General features: G+C 63.7%; 24 protein-coding genes. 19 read left to right on the top strand and 5 right to left on the bottom strand.

Annotated features, from left to right (window positions below; translation table 11 throughout):
• From aceA to ACIQ09_RS16920, 4 genes are all read left to right on the top strand, one after another.
• A partial coding sequence (gene aceA, locus ACIQ09_RS16935) for an isocitrate lyase (RefSeq protein WP_398312517.1) occupies positions 1–564 on the top strand: 564 nt, incomplete at its 5' end.
• Between the two features lie 142 nt (positions 565–706).
• Entirely contained in the window at positions 707–1,570 is an 864-nt protein-coding gene (locus tag ACIQ09_RS16930) for a DMT family transporter (RefSeq protein ID WP_398312514.1), read from the top strand.
• Between the two features lie 60 nt (positions 1,571–1,630).
• Positions 1,631–1,993 (top strand): STAS/SEC14 domain-containing protein, encoded by a 363-nt coding sequence (locus ACIQ09_RS16925; RefSeq protein ID WP_398312511.1) that lies wholly within the window; start codon positions 1,631–1,633, stop codon positions 1,991–1,993.
• A 12-nt stretch (positions 1,994–2,005) separates the two neighbouring features.
• The gene (locus tag ACIQ09_RS16920) at positions 2,006–2,860 is read left to right on the top strand and encodes a sulfurtransferase (protein WP_398312508.1); all 855 of its coding nucleotides are present in this window, start codon (positions 2,006–2,008) and stop codon (positions 2,858–2,860) included.
• A 27-nt stretch (positions 2,861–2,887) separates the two neighbouring features.
• On the opposite strand, the gene ACIQ09_RS16915 is transcribed toward ACIQ09_RS16920, so the two are convergent.
• Positions 2,888–3,316 carry a YidB family protein gene (locus ACIQ09_RS16915; RefSeq protein ID WP_398312505.1) on the bottom strand — a complete coding sequence of 143 codons (429 nt, stop codon included), beginning with the start codon at positions 3,314–3,316 and terminating at the stop codon, positions 2,888–2,890.
• A gap of 226 nt (positions 3,317–3,542) precedes the next feature.
• On the opposite strand from ACIQ09_RS16915, the gene rpiA reads away from it, so the two are divergent.
• From rpiA to ACIQ09_RS16900, 3 genes are all read left to right on the top strand, one after another.
• Complete coding sequence (rpiA, locus tag ACIQ09_RS16910; protein WP_398312498.1) at positions 3,543–4,205, top strand: ribose-5-phosphate isomerase RpiA; 663 nt, start codon at positions 3,543–3,545, stop codon at positions 4,203–4,205.
• Between the two features lie 65 nt (positions 4,206–4,270).
• The gene (phoU, locus tag ACIQ09_RS16905) at positions 4,271–4,969 is read left to right on the top strand and encodes a phosphate signaling complex protein PhoU (RefSeq protein ID WP_398312495.1); all 699 of its coding nucleotides are present in this window, start codon (positions 4,271–4,273) and stop codon (positions 4,967–4,969) included.
• A 154-nt stretch (positions 4,970–5,123) separates the two neighbouring features.
• Positions 5,124–5,888 carry a flagellar brake protein gene (locus tag ACIQ09_RS16900; protein ID WP_398312492.1) on the top strand — a complete coding sequence of 255 codons (765 nt, stop codon included), beginning with the start codon at positions 5,124–5,126 and terminating at the stop codon, positions 5,886–5,888.
• A gap of 90 nt (positions 5,889–5,978) precedes the next feature.
• On the opposite strand, the gene fliE is transcribed toward ACIQ09_RS16900, so the two are convergent.
• The 3 genes from fliE to ACIQ09_RS16885 form a co-directional block, all read right to left on the bottom strand.
• Positions 5,979–6,299: a flagellar hook-basal body complex protein FliE gene (gene fliE, locus ACIQ09_RS16895; RefSeq protein WP_398312489.1), complete on the bottom strand. Its 321-nt coding sequence runs from the start codon at positions 6,297–6,299 to the stop codon at positions 5,979–5,981.
• Positions 6,300–6,362: 63 nt separating this feature from the next.
• The gene (locus tag ACIQ09_RS16890) at positions 6,363–7,760 is read right to left on the bottom strand and encodes a sigma-54-dependent transcriptional regulator (RefSeq protein WP_398312486.1); all 1,398 of its coding nucleotides are present in this window, start codon (positions 7,758–7,760) and stop codon (positions 6,363–6,365) included.
• 34 nt (positions 7,761–7,794) lie between these two features.
• Positions 7,795–8,898, bottom strand: a complete 1,104-nt coding sequence (locus tag ACIQ09_RS16885) for a sensor histidine kinase (RefSeq protein ID WP_398312483.1) — start codon at positions 8,896–8,898, stop codon at positions 7,795–7,797.
• Positions 8,899–9,055: 157 nt separating this feature from the next.
• On the opposite strand from ACIQ09_RS16885, the gene fliF reads away from it, so the two are divergent.
• From fliF to fliN, 9 genes are all read left to right on the top strand, one after another.
• Complete coding sequence (gene fliF, locus ACIQ09_RS16880; protein ID WP_398312480.1) at positions 9,056–10,762, top strand: flagellar basal-body MS-ring/collar protein FliF; 1,707 nt, start codon at positions 9,056–9,058, stop codon at positions 10,760–10,762.
• Positions 10,746–11,747, top strand: coding sequence for a flagellar motor switch protein FliG (fliG, locus tag ACIQ09_RS16875; RefSeq protein WP_398312478.1), 1,002 nt, complete (start codon positions 10,746–10,748; stop codon positions 11,745–11,747). The genes fliF and fliG overlap by 17 nt, the downstream gene beginning before the upstream one ends.
• A 15-nt stretch (positions 11,748–11,762) precedes the next feature.
• Complete coding sequence (locus ACIQ09_RS16870; protein ID WP_398312476.1) at positions 11,763–12,491, top strand: flagellar assembly protein FliH; 729 nt, start codon at positions 11,763–11,765, stop codon at positions 12,489–12,491.
• Positions 12,491–13,894: a flagellar protein export ATPase FliI gene (gene fliI / locus ACIQ09_RS16865; RefSeq protein WP_398312474.1), complete on the top strand. Its 1,404-nt coding sequence runs from the start codon at positions 12,491–12,493 to the stop codon at positions 13,892–13,894. Before ACIQ09_RS16870 ends, fliI begins: the two co-directional genes overlap by 1 nt.
• 83 nt (positions 13,895–13,977) lie before the next feature.
• Complete coding sequence (gene fliJ / locus ACIQ09_RS16860; protein ID WP_398312472.1) at positions 13,978–14,427, top strand: flagellar export protein FliJ; 450 nt, start codon at positions 13,978–13,980, stop codon at positions 14,425–14,427.
• 88 nt (positions 14,428–14,515) lie between these two features.
• Positions 14,516–15,625 (top strand): flagellar hook-length control protein FliK, encoded by a 1,110-nt coding sequence (locus ACIQ09_RS16855; RefSeq protein WP_398312469.1) that lies wholly within the window; start codon positions 14,516–14,518, stop codon positions 15,623–15,625.
• 93 nt (positions 15,626–15,718) lie between these two features.
• A complete protein-coding gene (gene fliL / locus ACIQ09_RS16850) occupies positions 15,719–16,294 on the top strand; it encodes a flagellar basal body-associated protein FliL (protein WP_398312466.1) in 576 nt (191 codons plus the stop codon).
• Positions 16,295–16,306: 12 nt separating this feature from the next.
• A complete protein-coding gene (gene fliM / locus ACIQ09_RS16845) occupies positions 16,307–17,299 on the top strand; it encodes a flagellar motor switch protein FliM (RefSeq protein ID WP_398312463.1) in 993 nt (330 codons plus the stop codon).
• A gap of 9 nt (positions 17,300–17,308) precedes the next feature.
• Positions 17,309–17,767, top strand: a complete 459-nt coding sequence (gene fliN / locus ACIQ09_RS16840) for a flagellar motor switch protein FliN (protein WP_398312460.1) — start codon at positions 17,309–17,311, stop codon at positions 17,765–17,767.
• A 37-nt stretch (positions 17,768–17,804) separates the two neighbouring features.
• On the opposite strand, the gene ACIQ09_RS16835 is transcribed toward fliN, so the two are convergent.
• Positions 17,805–18,023, bottom strand: coding sequence for a hypothetical protein (locus tag ACIQ09_RS16835; RefSeq protein WP_398312457.1), 219 nt, complete (start codon positions 18,021–18,023; stop codon positions 17,805–17,807).
• A 170-nt stretch (positions 18,024–18,193) separates the two neighbouring features.
• Here ACIQ09_RS16835 and fliO point away from each other — a divergent pair, with 170 nt between their 5' ends.
• The 3 genes from fliO to ACIQ09_RS16820 form a co-directional block, all read left to right on the top strand.
• The gene (fliO, locus tag ACIQ09_RS16830; RefSeq protein WP_398312454.1) at positions 18,194–18,613 is read left to right on the top strand and encodes a flagellar biosynthetic protein FliO; all 420 of its coding nucleotides are present in this window, start codon (positions 18,194–18,196) and stop codon (positions 18,611–18,613) included.
• On the top strand, positions 18,610–19,356 hold the full coding sequence (gene fliP / locus ACIQ09_RS16825; RefSeq protein ID WP_398312451.1) for a flagellar type III secretion system pore protein FliP: 747 nt from the start codon (positions 18,610–18,612) through the stop codon (positions 19,354–19,356). The genes fliO and fliP overlap by 4 nt, the downstream gene beginning before the upstream one ends.
• A 9-nt stretch (positions 19,357–19,365) precedes the next feature.
• A partial coding sequence (locus ACIQ09_RS16820) for a flagellar biosynthetic protein FliQ (RefSeq protein WP_398312448.1) occupies positions 19,366–19,553 on the top strand: 188 nt, incomplete at its 3' end.

The following is a 19,553-nucleotide window of genomic DNA, read 5'->3' as shown; positions in this document are numbered from 1 at the left end:
AACGACAAGCCGTTCCTGACCGGCGAGCGCACCGCCGAAGGCTTCTACAAGACCAAGAAGGGTCTGGACCAGGCCATCTCCCGCGCCATCGCCTACGCCGAGTACGCCGACCTGGTGTGGTGTGAAACCGGTACGCCGGATCTGGAATTCGCCCGCAAGTTCGCCGAAGCCGTGCATAAGGTTCACCCGGGCAAGATGCTGGCCTACAACTGCTCCCCGTCCTTCAACTGGAAGAAGAATCTGGACGATGCCACCATCGCCAAGTTCCAGAAGGAGCTGGGCGCAATGGGCTACAAGTACCAGTTCATCACCCTGGCTGGCATCCACTCCATGTGGTACAACATGTTCGATCTGGCCCAGGACTACGCCGCCCGCGGCATGTCTGCCTACGTCGAGAAGGTTCAGGAGCCGGAATTCGCTGCCCGCGATCGTGGCTACACCTTCGTGTCGCACCAGCAGGAAGTGGGCACCGGTTACTTCGACGATGTGACCACCGTGATCCAGGGTGGCAAGTCCTCCGTGACCGCCCTGACCGGCTCCACCGAAGAAGAACAGTTCCACTAAGACCCGGATCGCCGGTAACCCTCACCGGCACGCCTGGTTGATGAGCCCCCGCAGGTGCAAACCTGCGGGGGCTTTTTAACGCCTGCCGTAGCAGGCCGAGGCCTCCAGTAAAATGGCGGTTTTTCGCCCGCCGCACTGCACCATGCAATCCCTGTGGATGATCGTAGCCAGCCTGCTGTTTGCGTGCATGGGCGTTTGCGTGAAGCTCGGCTCGGCTTACTTCACGACCGGAGAACTGGTGTTCTACCGGGGGTTTGTCGGCCTGCTGATGATGGCCCTGCTGCTACGCCTGCAAGGCACGCCTTACGCCACGCCCCACTGGCGGCTGCAACTGTCCAGGGGCGTCTCGGGCACCATCGCCCTGATGTGCTACTTCTTCGCGCTCGCCATCCTCCCCCTGGCCACGGCGGTCACCCTCAACTACACCTCCCCGCTGTTCGTCGCGGTCCTGCTGGCGTGGTGGCTCCGGGAGCGGGTCGGAAAATCCCTGTTCGCGGCAGTTGGCCTGGGGTTCATCGGCGTCATACTGCTCCTCCAACCCACCCTTCAACCTGAACAGTGGGCTGGAGCCCTGGCCGGCCTGGGCTCCGGCCTCATCGCCAGCCTCGCTTACATCAACGTGCGGGAACTGGGGCGCGCCGGCGAGCCCGAGGCGCGCACCGTGTTGTGGTTCTCTCTCATCACTACCGCCTTTGGCCTGCCCTGGGCCCTGTCATCCGGAAGCCTCCACGCCCTCAGCGCCCAAGAGGCTGCCATCCTTCTCGGCGTCGGCGGCTTCGGCGGATGCGCCCAGCTCGCGATGACCCGGGCGTACCGCTACGGCAAGACCATCGTCTCGGCCAACCTCGCCTACACCACGGTGATCTTTTCCAGCCTCTTCGGCGTCGGTCTGTGGGATGAGCATCTACCATGGACGTCGGTGCTTGCCATCCTCATCATCATTGCCAGCGGTGTGCTGGTATCCATCGCTTCGCGGAAACCCACGCCAGCCCTAGAGTCCGATTGAAGCGCAGGCAGCGGGGGGCTACACTGGCAGCGTCCAGTCAGCCCAGAAAGGAAGCAGGCGATGATCACCACCGACCACAAGGAAAACCGGGTCAACGTAACTGTCTTCGGCGAGTTCACCCTGGCCGACTACAAGGAGTTCGAAGAAGTCGTCAACTACAAGGTGCAGTTCGAAGGGCCGGTGGACCTACTCTTCGACCTGAGGGAGATGAACGGCTTCACCGTCGACATGGCGCTTGAGGAAATCCGTTTTGCTCGTGCTCATGCCCACGACTTTGCCCGTATCGCCATTCTCACCAAGGACCAATGGGTCACCTGGAGCGCGTGGTTGTCACAGATGTTTGTGGACGCGGACATCCGCGTCTTCGACGAGACGGACGATGCCGAAGCCTGGCTCGGTGGCGTAGAGACACCCGTCGCCTAAGGACACATCGCCGTGCCCGTGCCCTTTACCAGCCTCATCAACGTCAACGATCTCGCTCAACTGGCCACACCGGAGTGGAGAGTTTTTGACTGTCGTTTCAGCCTGGCCGCCCCGCTGTTCGGGCGGCAGGCCTATGCCGCCGGGCACCTTCCCGGCGCGTTCTTCCTTGATCTGGAGGAAGACCTGTCAGGCCCGGTCACGGGCCGCAACGGGCGCCATCCACTGCCCGCACCAGGCTTGCTGGCCGACAAGCTCGGCAGCCTCGGTGTTGGCGACCAGACCCAGGTGGTTGCCTACGACGATGCAGGAGGCATGTTTGCGGCGCGCCTGTGGTGGCTGCTGCGCTGGCTGGGGCACAGCCAGGTGGCGGTGCTCAACGGCGGCCTGCAGGCCTGGGTGTCGAGCAGTCATCCCCTCAGTGCCGAGACGCCTGAAGCCCATGCTGCGGCCTTCACCCTCAAGCTGCAGAATGGCATGAAGGTCGATGCCGACTACGTGCAGCATCATCTGGGCTCACCCGAAATGCTGCTCATCGACGCCCGTTCCCCCGACCGCTACCGGGGCGAGAACGAAACCCTCGACCCGGTGGGTGGGCACATTCCCGGCGCAATCAATCGTTTTTTCAAGGACAACCTCGGCCCGGACGGATGCTTCAAACAGGCGTCGGAACTGCAGGAGGAATACGGACAGATCCTGAAGGGGGGAGACGCGCACACTGCAGTCCTTCAATGCGGCTCGGGCGTAACGGCCTGCCACAACCTGCTCGCGATGGAGGCTGCAGGACTTGATGGTGCGCGTTTGTACGCGGGTTCATGGAGCGAATGGTGTGCAGATCCAGCCCGGCCCGTAGCAACCGGTCCGGACTGAATGGGCCCGGATCGGGCTCCCTGAAGGTCAGCGCTTGCCCAGGAGGTCGCCGAGGGCCGACAGCCCTTGACCGAAGAGATCGGCGCCCGCATCCGGCACTTGGCCGTTCGGGGTCAAGCCATCAATGACCTGGGGAAGCAGCTGCGCAAGCTGGCCTGCAACCGCCTCTTGGGGCAAGCCGAGCTGAGCCGCGATGTCGCCCAGGCCCCCGGCACCACCCAGCACCTGGCCAAGCTGGTCCGCGCTGACCGGCAGATTCTGGCCCGTCCCCACCCAGGACGCCACCTGCTCACCCAGCCCCGCCTGATTGAGTTTGGACAGAAGACCCCCGAGCCCGCCCTCGCTGTTCTGAATCAAATTCAGCACCAACTGGATCAGGGGCGACTGCCCGCCGCCTTGTGCGCCTCCCGCCAGGGAACCGAGAACCTGTCCTGCAAGTTGATCGAGCAAACCCATACACTGCCTCCAGTCAAAAAAGAGTGGGATACACCTGGAACCGGCGTGTGCCTTTGGCACCATGCCAACCACGGCCTTACCCCCGACCCGCCACACTTCGAAACGAGTGTCGCAGAGTTTTCACACTCTACCCTCAACCCGAGGCTGCGCCGTGACGGTTTGCAGAATCTGACCACTTTGCCCGGGCCGGTTAGAATTGAATCTTTTGGCAGCAGGCGACAACACCATGACCCAGGACGAACTCAAGCAACAGGCCGCACTGCGGGCGCTGGACTACGTGATCGAAGGCGCCATTGTCGGCGTCGGCACCGGCTCCACCGCCAACTTCTTCATCGATGGGCTGGCCACGATGAAGGATCGCATCGCCGGCGCGGTCGCCTCATCTGAAGTCTCCGCCCGTCGCCTTGCCGGCCATGGCATTCGCCTCCTCGACATGAACGATGTGGATGACCTGCCGGTCTATATCGATGGCGCTGACGAGATCGACGCGTCACTGGCCATGATCAAGGGCGGTGGAGGTGCCCAGACCCGGGAGAAGATCGTCGCCGCCGTCGCCCGCAAGTTCGTGTGCATCTGCGACGCCACCAAGAAGGTGGCGCAACTCGGGCGCTTCCCCCTTCCGGTCGAGGTCATTCCCATGGCCCGCGCCCAGGTAGCGCGAGAGCTCGTTCGATTGGGAGGCCGGCCCGTGCTGCGCCAGGGTTTCACTACCGACAATGGCAACCTGATCCTCGACGTCCATGACCTTACCATCAGTGATCCAGCCAGCCTGGAGATCACCATCGATGGCATCGTCGGGGTCGTGACCAGCGGTCTGTTTGCCAAGCGCGGCGCTGACGTGCTGCTGCTGGCTACGGCTGACGGCGTGGTCACCTTTGAGCGTAGTTGAAACAAAAACGTCATGTTGCGCTGCTAGTCTTTGACGATTACCTATCACCACCCACAGGACTTCCCATGAACGAGCACACCTCCAAGAAGTTTGACGCAGAGCTGGAAGGTATCCGCACCCGCGTTCTGCAGATGGGCGGCATGGTCGAACTGCAAATCGTGAAGGCCATGGAAGGCCTCTCCGACGGGGATCTGCTGCTGATCGACCAGGTCATCGAGAACGACAACCGGGTCAATCACCTGGAAATCGAACTGGACGAAGCCTGCAATCAAGTCATCGCCAAGCGCCAGCCCACCGCCGTGGACCTGCGCATGATCAGCACCGTGCAGAAGACCATCACCGACCTGGAACGGATCGGCGATGAGGCAAAGAAGATCGCCAAGACCGCCAAGCAACTGCACACCACCGGATCGGCATTCACACCCCAGATCCGCCTCGCCCATATTGCCGACGCGGTCGTGGACATGCTGCGTACCTCGCTGGATGCCTATGCCCGCCTGGACACCATTTCGGCTGCGCAGGTTGTCCGACAGGACAAGGAAGTGGATGCCGAGTTCAAGGGCATCATGCGTCAGCTCATCACCTACATGATGGAAGATCCGCGCACGATCTCCCAGTCCATTGAGCTGATGTTCGTGGCCAAGTCGGTCGAGCGCATCGGCGACCATGCCAAAAACATCGCCGAATACGTGGTCTACATGGTCAAAGGCCGCGACGTGCGCCACACCAGCCTCGAGGAAATCGAACGCGAAGCCACGCGCTGAACTCATCTCCCCCGGGGGCGTCCTGCGCGGCGCCCCCGCAATTTTCAGGCGATTCGTCACCTTCGATCGGCATATGACCTACGGCGACTCCGGGAGCCCATTTGGGGCTGCTAGAATCCCGTCCATCATCCGATTGCCGGACGCCATCGCCACCATGCCGCTCAAGTTCGAACTCCTGCAGGCCGACGACTATTCCCGTTACCTGCTACGGGAAAAAACCGACATCCTCTACAACCTCCGGGCCCTGATGCAGAAGCGGGCCATGCTGAGCGCCTTCATCGACGCCAGCGCCGACTCCTTTCTCAGTGCCATCCTTGCCGTCACCCCGGACGAAGGTCATATCATCCTTGACGCAGCCAGCGATGAAGCCATCAACCAGCGCGTCGAAGCGGCTGAGCAACTGATCTGCGTCACCCAGCTCGACAAGATCAAGATCCAGTTCGCCGCCCGGGGCATCGAGCGCTTCCCCCACGAGGGCCACGAAGCATTCCGGATCGCTGTGCCTGACGTGCTATTGCGCCTGCAACGGCGGGAGTATTACCGCCTCACGGCCCCCAGCCCCCACTGCCTAAGCTGCCAGATCCCCATTGTCGTGGGAGGCGAAAGCAAGGTGGTCAGTGTCGAAGCCGATGTCGTGGACATCAGCGGCGGCGGGCTGGCCATCACGGTTCCGCCCAATGGCATCGTCTTTGAGCCTGACATGGAGTTTGCCGATTGTCGGCTGATGCTTCCCGAGGTGGGCCCCATCGCAACAGCCCTCCGCGTGCGCAACCTCTTCCGCATCACCAACCGGGATGGCAGTGTCGTGCTGCGGGCGGGCTGCGAGTTCCTGAACCTGTCGGCCAGCATGGCATCGTCCATTCAGCGCTACATCCTCCGCACCGAGCGGGAGCGCAACGCACGGGAACGCATTCGCTAAGCCTCTCCCGCGCACTCAAACAAAAAGCCGGCAACGCCGGCTTTTCTGTTTTCGTGATGCGGCTCACCCGCCGACAAGCGAAACTATCGTTTACACGGACATGTTCATGATGTCCTGGTAGGCCGTGACCAGCTTGTTGCGCACCTGGACCATCTGCTGGAACGACAGGCTGGCCTTCTGTAGATTGACCATCACATCCTGAAGATTCACGTCGGGGTCACCGGCGGAGAATCCCTTGGCCATCTCCTGGGCCTGCTTCTGAGCGGAACTCACATCGGCAATGGCGCTTTGCAGGACCTGACCGAAATCGGTTTCGCCAGCCGCAGTTGCTGCTTGGGCAGCCTTGCCCGACGCCACCTGCGAAGTGGCGCGCAGCTCGGACAGCATTTGATCGATTCCGCGGGTATCCATGATCCAGCTCCTTTTTCTCGACTATAGCAGAGCAAAGCACGTGCCAAGCAGCACAAGAGGCCATCAGCCGGAGAACAGCCCCTCCTCGCGGTACTGCTGAAGCTTGTAGCGAAGCGTCCGCTCCGAGATGCCAAGCTGCGCCACTGCACGCTTCCGCGACCCACCCACCTCCTTCAGCACCTGCAGGATGTGCTCGCGCTCAAGATCTTTCATGTTGGCCGGACGCCCCGCATCCTTGGCGCCCTCTGCGGCGTCGACGGCAAAAACTACCGATTCAGCGGCAAAATTTGCCGAAACGGCAAGCGGTGAAACCAGCATGCGCACGGGCTCCCCATTCCAGTGGGGCAGGCACAAACGAATCGTCTCCGCCGACACGGCCTCACTGCCACTCAGGATCAGGGCCCGCTGCACCGTGTTTTCAAGCTCCCGCACATTGCCAGGCCAATGATAGGTCACCAGCACGGCTTCGGCCTCCGGCGACAGCCGGCCGGCACGCTTAAGGCGCACGCCATGCATCAACGCGAAATGCCGCGCCAAGGGAACGATGTCGCCGGGCCGCTCGCGCAGGGACGGAATGGCCAGCGGAAACACGTTGAGCCGGTAGAACAGATCCTCCCGGAAACGCCCTGCAGCCACTTCCTTGGTCATGTCGCGGTTGGTCGTCGCCAGCACCCGGATGTCCAGCGGAATGGTCTTCTTGCCGCCCACCCGCTCTACCTCCCGCTCCTGCAGTACCCGCAGCAGCTTGGCCTGCAGCCCCAGTGGCATCTCCGAGATTTCATCGAGCAACAGGGTGCCGCCTTCCGCCTGCTCGAACTTGCCTGCCTGGGATGTCGCAGCCCCGGTAAACGCGCCTTTCTCGTGGCCGAACAGGGTGGCTTCGAGGAGAGTGTCCGGTATGGCCGCGCAGTTGATGGCCACAAAGGGGCCGCTACGCCGCAGGGAGTGTTCGTGGAGATAGCGGGCAAAGACCTCCTTGCCTGTGCCGGACTCCCCATTGAGCAGCACCGTGGCGTCCGTTTCAGCCACCTTGTCGGCCAGGGCCAGCAGGTTTCGGGTATGGGGGTCGGCAGCAATCATGCCGTCTGCCTGGCGAGTCACGGCATAGCGCTGCACATGCTCGAGCAGCACTGCGGGTTCAAAAGGTTTCATCAGGAAATCACAGGCGCCACCGCGCATCGCATCCACGGCCTTCTCCACGTCACCAAAGGCGGTCATCAACAGAACGGGAAGTTGGGGCAGGCGCTGGCGCAGCTCCGCAAGGAGTTGCAGACCATCCATGGGCTGCATCTTCAGATCGGACAGGACCAGATTGAAGGCCTGCCGATCCACTTCCGCCAGGGCGGCCGGGCCATCGCCGACCCCGGTAACGGCATGGCCGGCAAGCTCGAGGGTCAGACATACCGCGTCCCGCAGGGGAGCGTCGTCTTCGACAACCAGGATGTGAAGGGCTTCTGGCATGGGGGTCTCTCTAAAACTCGGGTGCTACGGGGCGTCAGCCGCCCATGGCGAGGGTCAGGGTGAAGGTGGAGCCGCGGCCGGGCTCCGACTCGATACCGATGTCGCCTCCGTGGGCTCGGGCTACCCCCCGGGCGATCGCCAGCCCCAGACCGGTTCCGTCGGGGCGGGTGGTAAAGAACGGCTCGAAAAGCCGCGACTGTAGGGTGGGGTCGATACCGCGACCGTCATCGGCAACCCGGAAGCAGGCCAGTGCGCCGTCGCTGTCCGCGTGGAATCGGATGGTGCCGCCCACGTCCAGAACCTGGACAGCGTTCTCGAGAAGATTGGTCAGGGCCCCGGCAATCGCCTTGCGATCCCCCACCACCTTAGTCTCCCCACAGGCACAGGTCGCGTCAAAGCGCAGGCCACGGGCCCGGGCGACGGGCTCCAGGGTCTGGGTCAGCTCGGCCACCAAATCACAAATGGCAAAGGGCTCCCGCCCGAGGGTCTCGCCCCGGGCAAACAGCAGCATGTCGCGGATCAGCTTTTCCAGGTGACGCAGGCGCTCAAGGGCTCGGGTGCCAACACGCTCCTTGTCGGCCGGGTGCATGTCCTGCTGCACCAGGGTCGCGGTGTAGAGCAGCGCCGCCGACAGGGGCGTGCGCAGTTGATGAGCCAGGCCGGCAACCATTTCACCCATGGCGGCGAGGCGTTCGTTGCGCTCGGCCGCCAGGCGCATGCGATGGGCGTCGGTCACATCGGTCAGCAGTACGATGCGACCCTCGCCAGACTCCAGCGGCGCATCAACACGGGTGACGCGCCAGGTCTCTCCGGCATGGTCCAGCTGCCACTCACCCGGTGTTTCGGTGCCGACCAGGCGGGTAGCGCAAAATGCCGTCCAGTCCACGCCTGCCAGCGGGGCACCGAACATGCCCTCGACAGCCTTGTTGGCCTGAACCACCCGGGCATCCCGGTCGAGCACAACGACCCCTGCCGGCAAGGCGCCCATCAAGACGCTCAGGCGTTCGGTCAGCTGACCAACCTGGGTCTGCAACCCGGCATAGGCGCCAGTCAGCGCCTCGGACGCCTGGCTGAACTGGCGGAAGGCATCGGCCAGCTGGCGGGCATCGAGACGGTCTTCAGTAGCAGGGTCGGTCATGGATGGACGGAGAGACGAAATTCACCGGTTCGCAGCTTAGGCCTGCCGCAGGCCCGGCAAGGCGGCAAATAGGCGGCAAAAAGCGCCGTTAATCCCCCTGTAGAAAAATCTGGCCACACGCCAGAATGCGAGCATCCGAAATAGGGGGAATGTTTCCATGGCAGCAGAAGAGGCCGCCGCTCCGGTACCGCCCGCCTCACCGTTCGCCCAGGTGCAGGAGAACATCCGCAACCTGTCCCAGCGCCAGAAGCTTGCTGCCGGCGCTGCGCTGGCGTTCGGCATTGCCCTGATCGTCGGCGTGCTGCTGTGGAGCCGCCAGCCGGACTATTCCGTGCTGTTCTCCAACCTTGCCGAGAAGGATGGCGGCGCAGTCGTTGCCAGCCTCCAGCAGCAGAACATCCCCTACAAGTTCTCCGAAAACGGCAACGCCATCCTGGTCCCCGCCACCCAGGTCCACGACCTGCGCCTGCGCCTCGCCGCCCAGGGCATCCCCAAGGGAGGGCTGGTGGGCTTCGAGCTGATGGAGACCCAGAAGCTCGGTCTGTCCCAGTTCCATGAGCAGGTGAACTACCAGCGTGCCCTGGAGGGCGAGCTGTCCCGCACGATCTCGTCAATTGCCAGCGTCGCTGGCGCGCGGGTGCATCTGGCCATTCCCAAGCAAACGGCCTTCCTGCGCGACGAACAGAAACCCACCGCCTCGGTGATGGTGAACCTGCACACCGGCCGCAGCCTGGACCAGGCCCAGATCGCCGGCATCGTGCACCTGATCTCGTCCAGCGTGCCCAACCTGTCCAATGACAACGTGAGCGTCATCGACCAGGACGGCAGCCTCCTCACCAAGAAGCCCGACCCCCTGCGCACCTCCCTCGACGCCTCCCAGATCAAGTACACACGCGAGCTTGAAGAGGGCTATATAGGGCGCATCAACGCCATCCTCACGCCGCTCTTCGGCAAGGGCAATTTCCGCGCCCAGGTTTCCGCTGATGTGGACTTCAACCAGACCGAGCAGACCGCCGAAACCTACCGCCCCAACCCCTCCCCCGAACAGGCCATCCGCAGCCAGCAGAGCAACGAAAGCCAGACCCGCGACCAGGGGCCGCAAGGGGTGCCCGGCGCGCTCAGCAACCAGCCTCCCGTGCCAGCTACAGCCCCCCTGACCACGCCTGCAGTACCGGGGACGGCCGGCGCCGACGGCCAGCTTCCGCTCACCACCAGCAAGAGCGCGACCATCAACTACGAGGTGGACAAGACCATCCAGCACACGCGCAAGGCACTCGGCCAGATCAAGCGCCTGTCGGTGGCGGTGGCCATCAACCACAAGGAAGAAAAGGACAAGAACGGTGCTGTCAAGACCGTTCCCCTGAGCGACGACGAGCGCAAACAGGTCGAAGACCTCGTCCGCGAAGCCGTCGGTTACAGCAAGGACAGGGGCGACACCATCAACGTTGCCAGCAGCGCCTTCGTGGCTTCCGACAAGGACGCCTTCGAGACTCCGATCTGGAAAGATCCGGACAACGTCGCCCTGTTCAAGGAGCTCATCAAGTACCTGGTCATCGCCGGCGTGATCGCCTTCGTAGCCTTCGGGGTGATCCGGCCGCTGATGAAGCAGGTCATGCCGCCCCCACCCGAAGCGAAAGACGAGGACACTGGCAGCGCAGCCGGCCGGGCCGACGGAGAGGAAGGCGAAGAAGGTGAGGCCGGCGAGGACGAGGACGGTGCCGAGGTGGCCCTGTCGCCCGAAGCCGCCGCCCGCCTCGCCTACGACGAAAAACTCGCCAAGGTGCACGAGATCGCCAAGAACAACCCGCGCGTGGTCGCCAACCTGATCAAGGAATGGATGGGAAGCAATGAGCAGCAACGATGAGGGCCAGGAGAAGGGCGCCCTGCTGTTGATGACCCTGGGCGCCGACGAGGCCGCCGAGGTACTGAAGCAACTCGGCCCGAAGGAAGTCCAGAAGCTCGGCGCAGCGATGGCTGGCATGCCGTCCCAACCGCGGGAGAAGCTCGAGATCATTCTCGACGAATTGATCGCCTTTGCCGAAAAAGGCTCGCCTATCGAGGCCGATCACGAGCACATCAAGGCCATGCTCACCAAGGCCCTCGGCGACGAGCGGGCCACCCACCTGATCAGCCGCGTGCTTCAGGGCTCCGACACCGCCGGCATCGAAAGCCTGAAGTGGATGGACGCACCCACCGCCGCCGACATGATCAAGAACGAGCACCCCCAGATCATCGCAACCATCCTGGTGCACCTGGAGTTCGACCAGGCCGGCGAAATCCTCAAGCACTTCACCGACCGCCTGCGCAACGACGTACTGCTGCGCATCGCCACGCTGGACGGCGTGCAGCCAGTCGCCCTGCGCGAACTCAACGAAGCCCTCACGCGCATGCTGGCCGGTGCGTCCACCGTCAAGAAGACCGCCATGGGCGGCGTGCGTCACGCCGCCGATATCCTCAACTTCGTCGGCTCGGCAGCGGAGACGGCAATTCTCGACAACGTCCGCGAATACGATCCGGACCTGGCCCAGAAGATCCTCGACGAGATGTTTGTGTTCGAGAACCTCATGGAGCTCGACGACCGGGGCATCCAGACCTTGCTGCGCGAAGTCCAGAGCGACTCCCTGGTCATCGCCCTCAAGGGAGCGCCGCCGGAGATGCGGGAGAAGATCTTCAAGAACATGTCTCAGCGCGCCGCCGAAATGCTCCGCGAAGACCTGGAATCCCGCGGCCCGGTACGCCTGTCGGAGGTGGAGGCCGAACAGAAGGAGATCCTCAAGACGGCCCGTCGCCTGGCCGAAGAGGGTCAGATCGCGCTTGGCAGCGGCGGCGGCGACGATGCCTTTGTTTAAGCCTCACCGCCCACCATGTCCATGAACCGTCACCAGGCTGTCGGCGCCTACCAGCGCTGGGACCTCCCGTCCTTCGACACGCCCGCAGCGGCACCGCCTCCCGCCCCGGAGCCTCCCGGAAGCGGCGCGACTGAGCTAGGCCCGGACATCACCGAAACGCCGCCCCTCCCGCCCGTCGAACCGCCGCCACTGCCCGAGGCGGCGATCGACCCCGAGCCCGATATCCACCTGCCCACGGCGGAAGACATCGAGCGCATCCACGAGGAAGCCCGCAAGGATGGCTACGCCGCCGGTTACGAGGAGGGCACGGCCCGCGGTCGCATCGAAGCCATGCAGTTTCATGGCCTCGTCGAGAGCCTGGAAAACTCCATGACCAGCCTCGATCAGGAGGTGGCTGACGAGATCCTGGCCCTGGCCACCGAACTGGCCCGCCAGATGGTGCGCCAGACCCTCGTCGTGCGCCCCGAGTCGGTCGTGGACCTGATCCGCGAAGCCCTGCTGCAACTCCCCCAGGCCCATGCCCTGATCCACATCAACCCGGAAGACCTGGCCATGGCCAAGGACTACCTGGGCGAGCAACTCTCCCACTCCAGCCATCGCTTGATCGACGACCCCACCATCACCCGCGGCGGCGTGCGCATCGAAGCTGCCGGCAGCCAGATCGACGCCACGGTGCAAACCCGCTGGCGCCGGGTCATGGACAACCTCAGCCGCAACATCCCATGGGATGGGGAAGCCCCCTGATGGAGCACGGCACTGAAACCTGGAAGTCCTTTCTTGCTGACGGGCGCAAACTCGTCGGCGCCACCACGCCCTACCAGGTGTCGGGCCGCCTGACCCGCATCAACGGGCTGGTCATGGAAGCCTCCGGACTCAAGCTGCCCCTCGGCTCCGGCTGCCGCATCATCATTCCCGGCGGCAGCTCCGTGGAAGCCGAAGTAGTGGGCTTTCATGGCGAGAAAATCTTCCTGATGCCCACCGACGACGTGTTCGGCCTGGCCCCAGGAGCCCAGGTGCTGCCCGTCGAACCCACCCAGCCGCCGCTGATTGCCGGCGAACGCATCGAGCCGCGCCGCCGCGCGTCCGACCGGGCCAAGCACCTGCCCATGGGCGACGAACTCCTCGGACGAGTGGTCGACGGCGCAGGCCGCCCCCTTGATGGCCTCGGCCCCCTCGCGGTACGCCACTCCCGCCCCCTCCAGGCACGGCCGATCAACCCCCTTCAGCGGGCTCCGATCAACCAATCTCTGGATGTCGGCATTCGTGCCATCAACGCCCTGCTCACCGTCGGTCGGGGTCAGCGGATGGGCCTTTTCGCCGGATCCGGTGTGGGTAAATCGGTACTGATCGGCATGATGGCCCGCTACACCGCCGCCGACGTGATCGTCGTCGGTCTGATCGGCGAGCGGGGCCGTGAAGTGAAAGAGTTCATCGAACACAACCTGGGCCCGGAGGGCCTGGCCCGCTCGGCCGTCATCGCAGCCCCTGCCGACTGCAGCCCGCTGATGCGTCTGCAGGGTGCCTCCTATGCCACCACCGTGGCCGAATATTTCCGTGACCAGGGCAAGGAGGTGCTGCTGATCATGGACTCCCTCACCCGCTACGCCATGGCCCAGCGTGAGATCGCCCTGGCCATCGGCGAGCCGCCGGTCACCCGGGGCTACCCACCATCGGTGTTCGCGCGCCTGCCGGCGCTGGTCGAACGGGCCGGCAACGGCCCCGAGGGCGGCGGTTCGATCACCGCCTTCTACACCGTGCTCGCCGAGGGCGACGACCAGCAGGACCCCATTGCCGACTCCGCCCGGGCCATTCTCGACGGTCACATCGTGCTGTCCCGCAACCTGGCCGATCAGGGCCACTACCCAGCCATCGACATCGAGCAGTCGATCTCCCGGGCCATGCACAACCTGGTCAAGAGCCAGCACTTCGACATGGTGCGGCGCTTCAAGCAGCTTTTCTCCCGCTACCAGCGTTCCCGCGACCTGATCGCAGTGGGCGCCTACCACGCCGGTTCGGACCCGGTTCTCGACCAGGCGGTCGCCATGTACCCGCGTCTGGAAGCCTTTCTGCAGCAGCGCATCGAGGAGAGCGAACCCTACGAATCCGCCGTGGAGAAGCTCCACGCACTGTTTGGCGCCACCCAATGACGCACCCTCCGGCCGGCAAGGTCATCAGACCCCGCCCCTAAAGATTCCCGTCACCCGTCCGATAAAGCCGAGAGAAACAGAAGATGACCGAGCAGTTCCCGCTACAGCCCTTGCTGGACTTGGCCAATAACCGCATGGACGATGCGGCGCGCCGTCTTGGCGAGCTGATTGCCAGTGATCGGGCCGTCGAGGAGAAGCTCGCCCTCCTGGTGGAATATCGCCAGGAATACCAGGCGCGCTTCGTGGAGACCGCCCGCAACGGCATCGGCCCAGATGCCTGGCGCAATTACAGCGCTTTCCTCGCCAAGCTCGATGAGGCCATCGCCCACCAACAGGGCGTGGTCACGGAATCCAAGCGGCGCGTGGAGCAAGGCCAGCAGGAGTGGGTGGACCAGCGCAACAAGGTGAAGGCATTCGACACCCTGTCGCACCGTCACCAGACCCAGCAGGCCCGCAAGGAAGCCAAGCAGGAACAGCGGCTCACCGACGAACACGCCGCCAAGCAGTTCCGGGACCGCGGCAGCGAAGAATGAAGAATGTGTCGGCCAGCGCTGGCACGTGGCTTGCTGATACGGAGTTGTCTGCATCCTCACCAGGAACAACATCATGTCCGGACCGGCCTTGAATCCCATCGCGAACATCGCCCCCGCGGCCCCGCCGAAAGGCCCTGACGCCTCTAATCAGGATGTCTCCGCCCAGTCCGAGCCGGACAAGGCAGGCACAGGATTCGCGTCCGAGCTGCAGCGCCAGATGAAGGGCAACTCACCGCGGGAAGACGAGCAGGGTACCCAGTCCGATAGCGACGCCGACGCAGCAGCTCGGGCCGCCGCTACCGTGCAGGCCCAGCAGCCGCCCCTCCAGCCCGAACTCGCCGCACTGCTGGGCGGGCATCTCCCCGCCGCCCTCCCGACCGCAGACCTCCAACCCGCCGAAGGCACCCCCGCCACATCCGAGGATGATGCAGCCACGCTGCTCTCCAGCGACACCAGCGCCCTGCCCGGCGGCGGCCTCTTCGCGCTGCCCACCTCACTCACCCCTGAAGCCACCACCCGGGTGACAAGCGGCAATGGGGATCTGCAGACGGCAGAGAGCGCCCCCCGCAACCCGGCAAGTTTTGCCGCCAGCTCAGGCAAAAGTGAAGACGTATCACTTCATGGCGCGCCCCCTGCGCTCGCGGACACGCCCCTGCGTGCAGCCGAAACCCCCGTCGCAGCAACGCCAACCAATAGTTTCGCGGCCATACACGCGGCCGCCCTGGCCAACCTCCAGGGTGCTGCGCCCCCGGCGGCCCCCGCGCCCGTGCCCATGCACGTGGCCACACCCGCGGGCAGCCCCGGTTGGCCCGAGGAAGTCGGCAACCGGGTCAGCTGGATGGTCGGGCAGACGGAGAGCCATGCCGAACTCACCCTCACCCCGCCCCAGCTGGGCAAGGTGGAAATATCCATCACCGTCAGTGGCGACCAGACCAGCGCCCAGTTCGTGGCCGCAACCCCTGCCGCCCGCGAACTGATCGAACAGAGCTTGCCCCGTCTGCGGGAAATCCTCGAACAAAGCGGCATCAGCCTCGGGCAGACTGACGTGGGCACCTCGGGCCAGCCCGGCGACCCCGAGCGCAGCCCACGCGGCAGCCAATGGCGGGGTAGCGGCGGCGGCGACGAAAAACTTGCAGCAAGCGCAGTGCCGGCCCAATGGGCCAAGCGCGGCGAAGGTTTGGTAGACACGTTTGCCTGAAGCGTTACAAATGGCGGGCCCTGATGCCCCTATTCAACGCTTGCCGAGCAGCCGTGGTGGATAACAATGGACGCAAACAAGGAGTGATCCAGCATGTCGAAAGCACCGGCCAAGGCTGAAGGCGCCGAAGGCGAAGCCGCCCCCGCCAAGGGGGGCAAGAAAAAGATGATCATCATCATCGTGGCAGTTCTGGTACTGGCCATTGCCGGCGCCGCTGCTTTCATGATGATGGGCAAGAAAAAGCATGCCGAAGGTGAGGACGCTGAAGAAGAAGCCGTCTCCCACGAGCCCCCAAAAGTCAAGGTAGATCCGTCCAAGCCGCCGATCTTTGTTCAGCTTGAGCAATTCACCGTCAACCTGGCGCCTGAAGAAGGCGAACATTTCCTCCAATCCACCATGGTTCTCAGGGTAGCCGATGCCAAGGTGGGCGACTCCCTGAAGCTCTACATGCCCGAACTGAAGCACCGCATCATCATGCTCCTGTCTTCGAAGAAACCGTCGGACCTGGTCAGCGCGGAAGGCCGTGAGGAGCTCGCCGACGAGATCAAGGAAGAGGCCAACGATGTGCTTGGCTACGCTCCCAGCCCAAAGAAGAAGAACAAGCGTAACCGCCCGGAAGATGACGGACCGGTGCTTGCCGTGCTGTTCAACCAGTTCATCGTGCAATAACGGGGTGTAGTCATGGCCCAGGACTTTCTCTCCCAGGAAGAGGTGGACGCGCTACTAAAGGGCGTCACCGGGGAGAGTGACGACACAGAGCATGCGGAAGAGAACACGAGCGGGGTCCGGGACTACAACCTGGCCACCCAGGAGCGCATCGTGCGTGGGCGCATGCCCACCATGGAGCTCATCAACGAGCGCTTCGCCCGCTATCTGCGCATCGGCATGTTCAATTACATGCACCGCAACGTCGAAGTCTCAGTGGGGCCGATCAAGGTCCAGAAGTTCAGCGAGTTCGTACGTAACCTGGTGGTACCCACCAACCTGAACCTGTTCATCGCCAAACCCCTGCGCGGCACCGGGCTCGTCGTCCTCGACCCGAACCTGGTGTTCCTGGTGGTGGATAACCTGTTTGGCGGCGATGGTCGCTTCCACACCCGTGTCGAAGGCCGTGATTTCACACCTACGGAACAACGCATCATTCAGGGCCTGCTGAAGGTCACCTTCGACGAATACGCCAAGGCCTGGGCGCCCGTGCAGAAGCTCGAGTTCGAGTATGTCCGCTCGGAAATGAACCCCCAGTTCGCCAACATCGCCACCCCCAGCGAGATCGTCGTAGCCGCCTCCTTCACCTTGGAGTTCGGCGGTTCCCAGGCGGAGATGCACTTCTGCTTCCCCTACTCGATGCTGGAGCCGATCCGCGAGACGCTCTACTCGACCATGCAGAGCGACCACATCACCCAGGACAATCGCTGGGTGAATATGATGGGCAAGCAGCTACAGACGGCCGAGGTCACCCTGGTGGCACGCCTGGGCACAGCCAAGGTCACCCTGCGGGATATCGTCCAGATGAAACCGGGCGACGTCATTCCCCTCAATATCCCGGATACCGTGCAGGCCGAAGTGGACGGCATACCGTTCATGGAATGCCGCTACGGTGTCCAGCGCGGTCAATACGCCCTCAAGGTGGAACGCTTCCTGGCCCAGGAAGAAGAAACCGCGGCCAAGGGCTAGGAGCACACCATGTCAGAAACCGACACCCCCGACGAAAACCAGATCAGCGACGACGACTGGGCTGCGGCCATGCAGGAGCAGGCGGCAGCGGAAGGACTCACCGACCCGGCCGAGCCTGCCGAAGATGATGGGTCCCCCTACCAGGCCAAGCCTGCCAGCCAACTTTTCCCGGACTTTGGCCAAGCCGGCGCGAAGAGTGGATCGATCAATGATTACGACATGATCCTGGACATCCCAGTTCAGCTCACCGTGGAGCTGGGACGCACCAAGATCGCCATCCGAAACCTGCTGCAACTGGCCCACGGATCGGTGGTGGAACTCGACGGCCTGGCTGGCGAGCCGATGGATGTACTGGTCAACGGCACGCTTATCGCCCAAGGCGAAGTCGTGGTTGTGAACGACAAGTTCGGCATCCGCCTGACTGACATCATCACGCCAGCCGAACGCATCCGCAAGCTTCGCAGCTGAACCTGCCGCCGGCCCGAGTCTGCGCCGGCCCCCGCCCTCAGCCCGCAGGCGCTGCGTCACCCGCCCTTGAGCGCATCAGAACAGAGCGGGTTGGCCGCCGATCGGGGGCATTGGCCCGATGCAGCAGCCAGCGCTCCCCGAGAATCTGCAGCGCCCGCTGACGCTTGGCTTCATAGGCACTACCGGAAGCGGCCTCCGGCAATTTTTCCTCAGACGCGGCAGCCGCCGGCTGGATGTCACGATGCCACAGCAACATGATCACACCTCCTGAACCCGACACTTTCTTTGATTGATAGCACACGGGGCGGTTCATCGGCAAACGGCGCAAAGCACAAAAATATGCCCCTTTTGCATGCTTAATCGACCCATGCCGGGACGGTCATCGCGGATAAGCTGACGGCAGACTTCCCCTGGCTCCCTACCTCAATGCCTTTTCCGCTTCCTGCTGCCGGCCTGCTCTTCCTGACCAGCACCGCGATCGCCGCGGACGGCAGCACCTTCGATGCCACAGGAAGCGTCATCCAGATGCTGCTCGGGCTGGGCCTGGTGATCGGCCTGCTCTACGCCAGCCTGCACGTGCTACGCCGAATCGGAGGCGGCAACGCCCACGGGGCGGCCCTGCTAAAGATCCGGGGCGCAACGGCAGTCGGCCCCCGGGAACGGGTCGTACTGGTGGAAGTTGGCGACAAAATCCTCGTACTCGGGGTCGCCCCCGGGCGGGTGAATACCCTCCACACCCTCGATGCTGTGGACCTCCCCTCCCCTGGCACCGGTAGCTCACCCCTGCCCGGCAGCAAGGACTTCCAGACCTGGCTCAAGCAGACCCTCGAACGCCGCACCCGATGAAAACCCTCGCCTCCCTCCTCCGATGCTGCGCCCCCCTGCTCCTGCTGGCACCCCTGCCAGTCCTTGGCCAGATCATGCCGGCTCTCACCAGCACGCCTGCGGGCGGCGGCGGCACCCAGTACAGCCTGTCCATCCAGACCCTGCTACTGCTCACCTCCCTGAGCTTCGTGCCCGCCCTGGTGCTGATGACGACCAGCTTCACCCGGATCATCATCGTCATGTCCCTGCTGCGCCACGCCATGGGCACCCAGACCTCGCCGCCCAACCAGGTCATTGTCGGCCTGTCCCTGTTCCTCACTTTCTTCATCATGTCGCCGGTGCTCGACAAGGTCTACACAGAAGCCTGGCAACCCCTGTCGGAGAACCGCATCACCTTCAACGAAGCCCTCGACCGGGCCACCGTACCGGTCAAGACCTTCATGCTCAAACAGGTGCGTGAGCCCGATCTCAACCTGTTCTCCAAGCTTGCCAAGACGCCCCGGGTCGACAAGGCCGAAGACCTGCCCATGCGCGTGGTGATTCCCGCCTTCGTCACCTCCGAGCTCAAGACCGCCTTCCAGATCGGCTTCATCGTCTTCATTCCCTTCCTGATCATCGACATGGTCGTCGCCTCGGTGCTGATGTCCATGGGCATGATGATGATGAGCCCGGCGATCGTCGCCCTGCCCTTCAAGATCATGCTCTTCGTGCTGGTGGACGGCTGGAATCTGCTGATCGCCTCCCTCGTGCAGAGTTTCGGATAGGAGCCTACCGTGACCCCCACCACCGTCATCGACCTGGGCCGCCAGGCCCTCGAACTCACCCTGCTCGTCTCCGCCCCGCTGTTCATCGCCGCCCTCGCCACCGGCCTGATCATCTCCATCTTCCAGGCCGCTACCCAGATCAACGAGCAGACCCTGTCCTTTGTCCCCAAACTGATCGCCACCTTCATCACCCTGGT

Source organism: Zoogloea sp. (assembly GCF_044344315.1).
Lineage (GTDB): Bacteria > Pseudomonadota > Gammaproteobacteria > Burkholderiales > Rhodocyclaceae > Zoogloea.
Note: the sequence above shows the minus strand (reverse complement) of the source record. Positions and strands in the feature narration are given on the sequence as shown.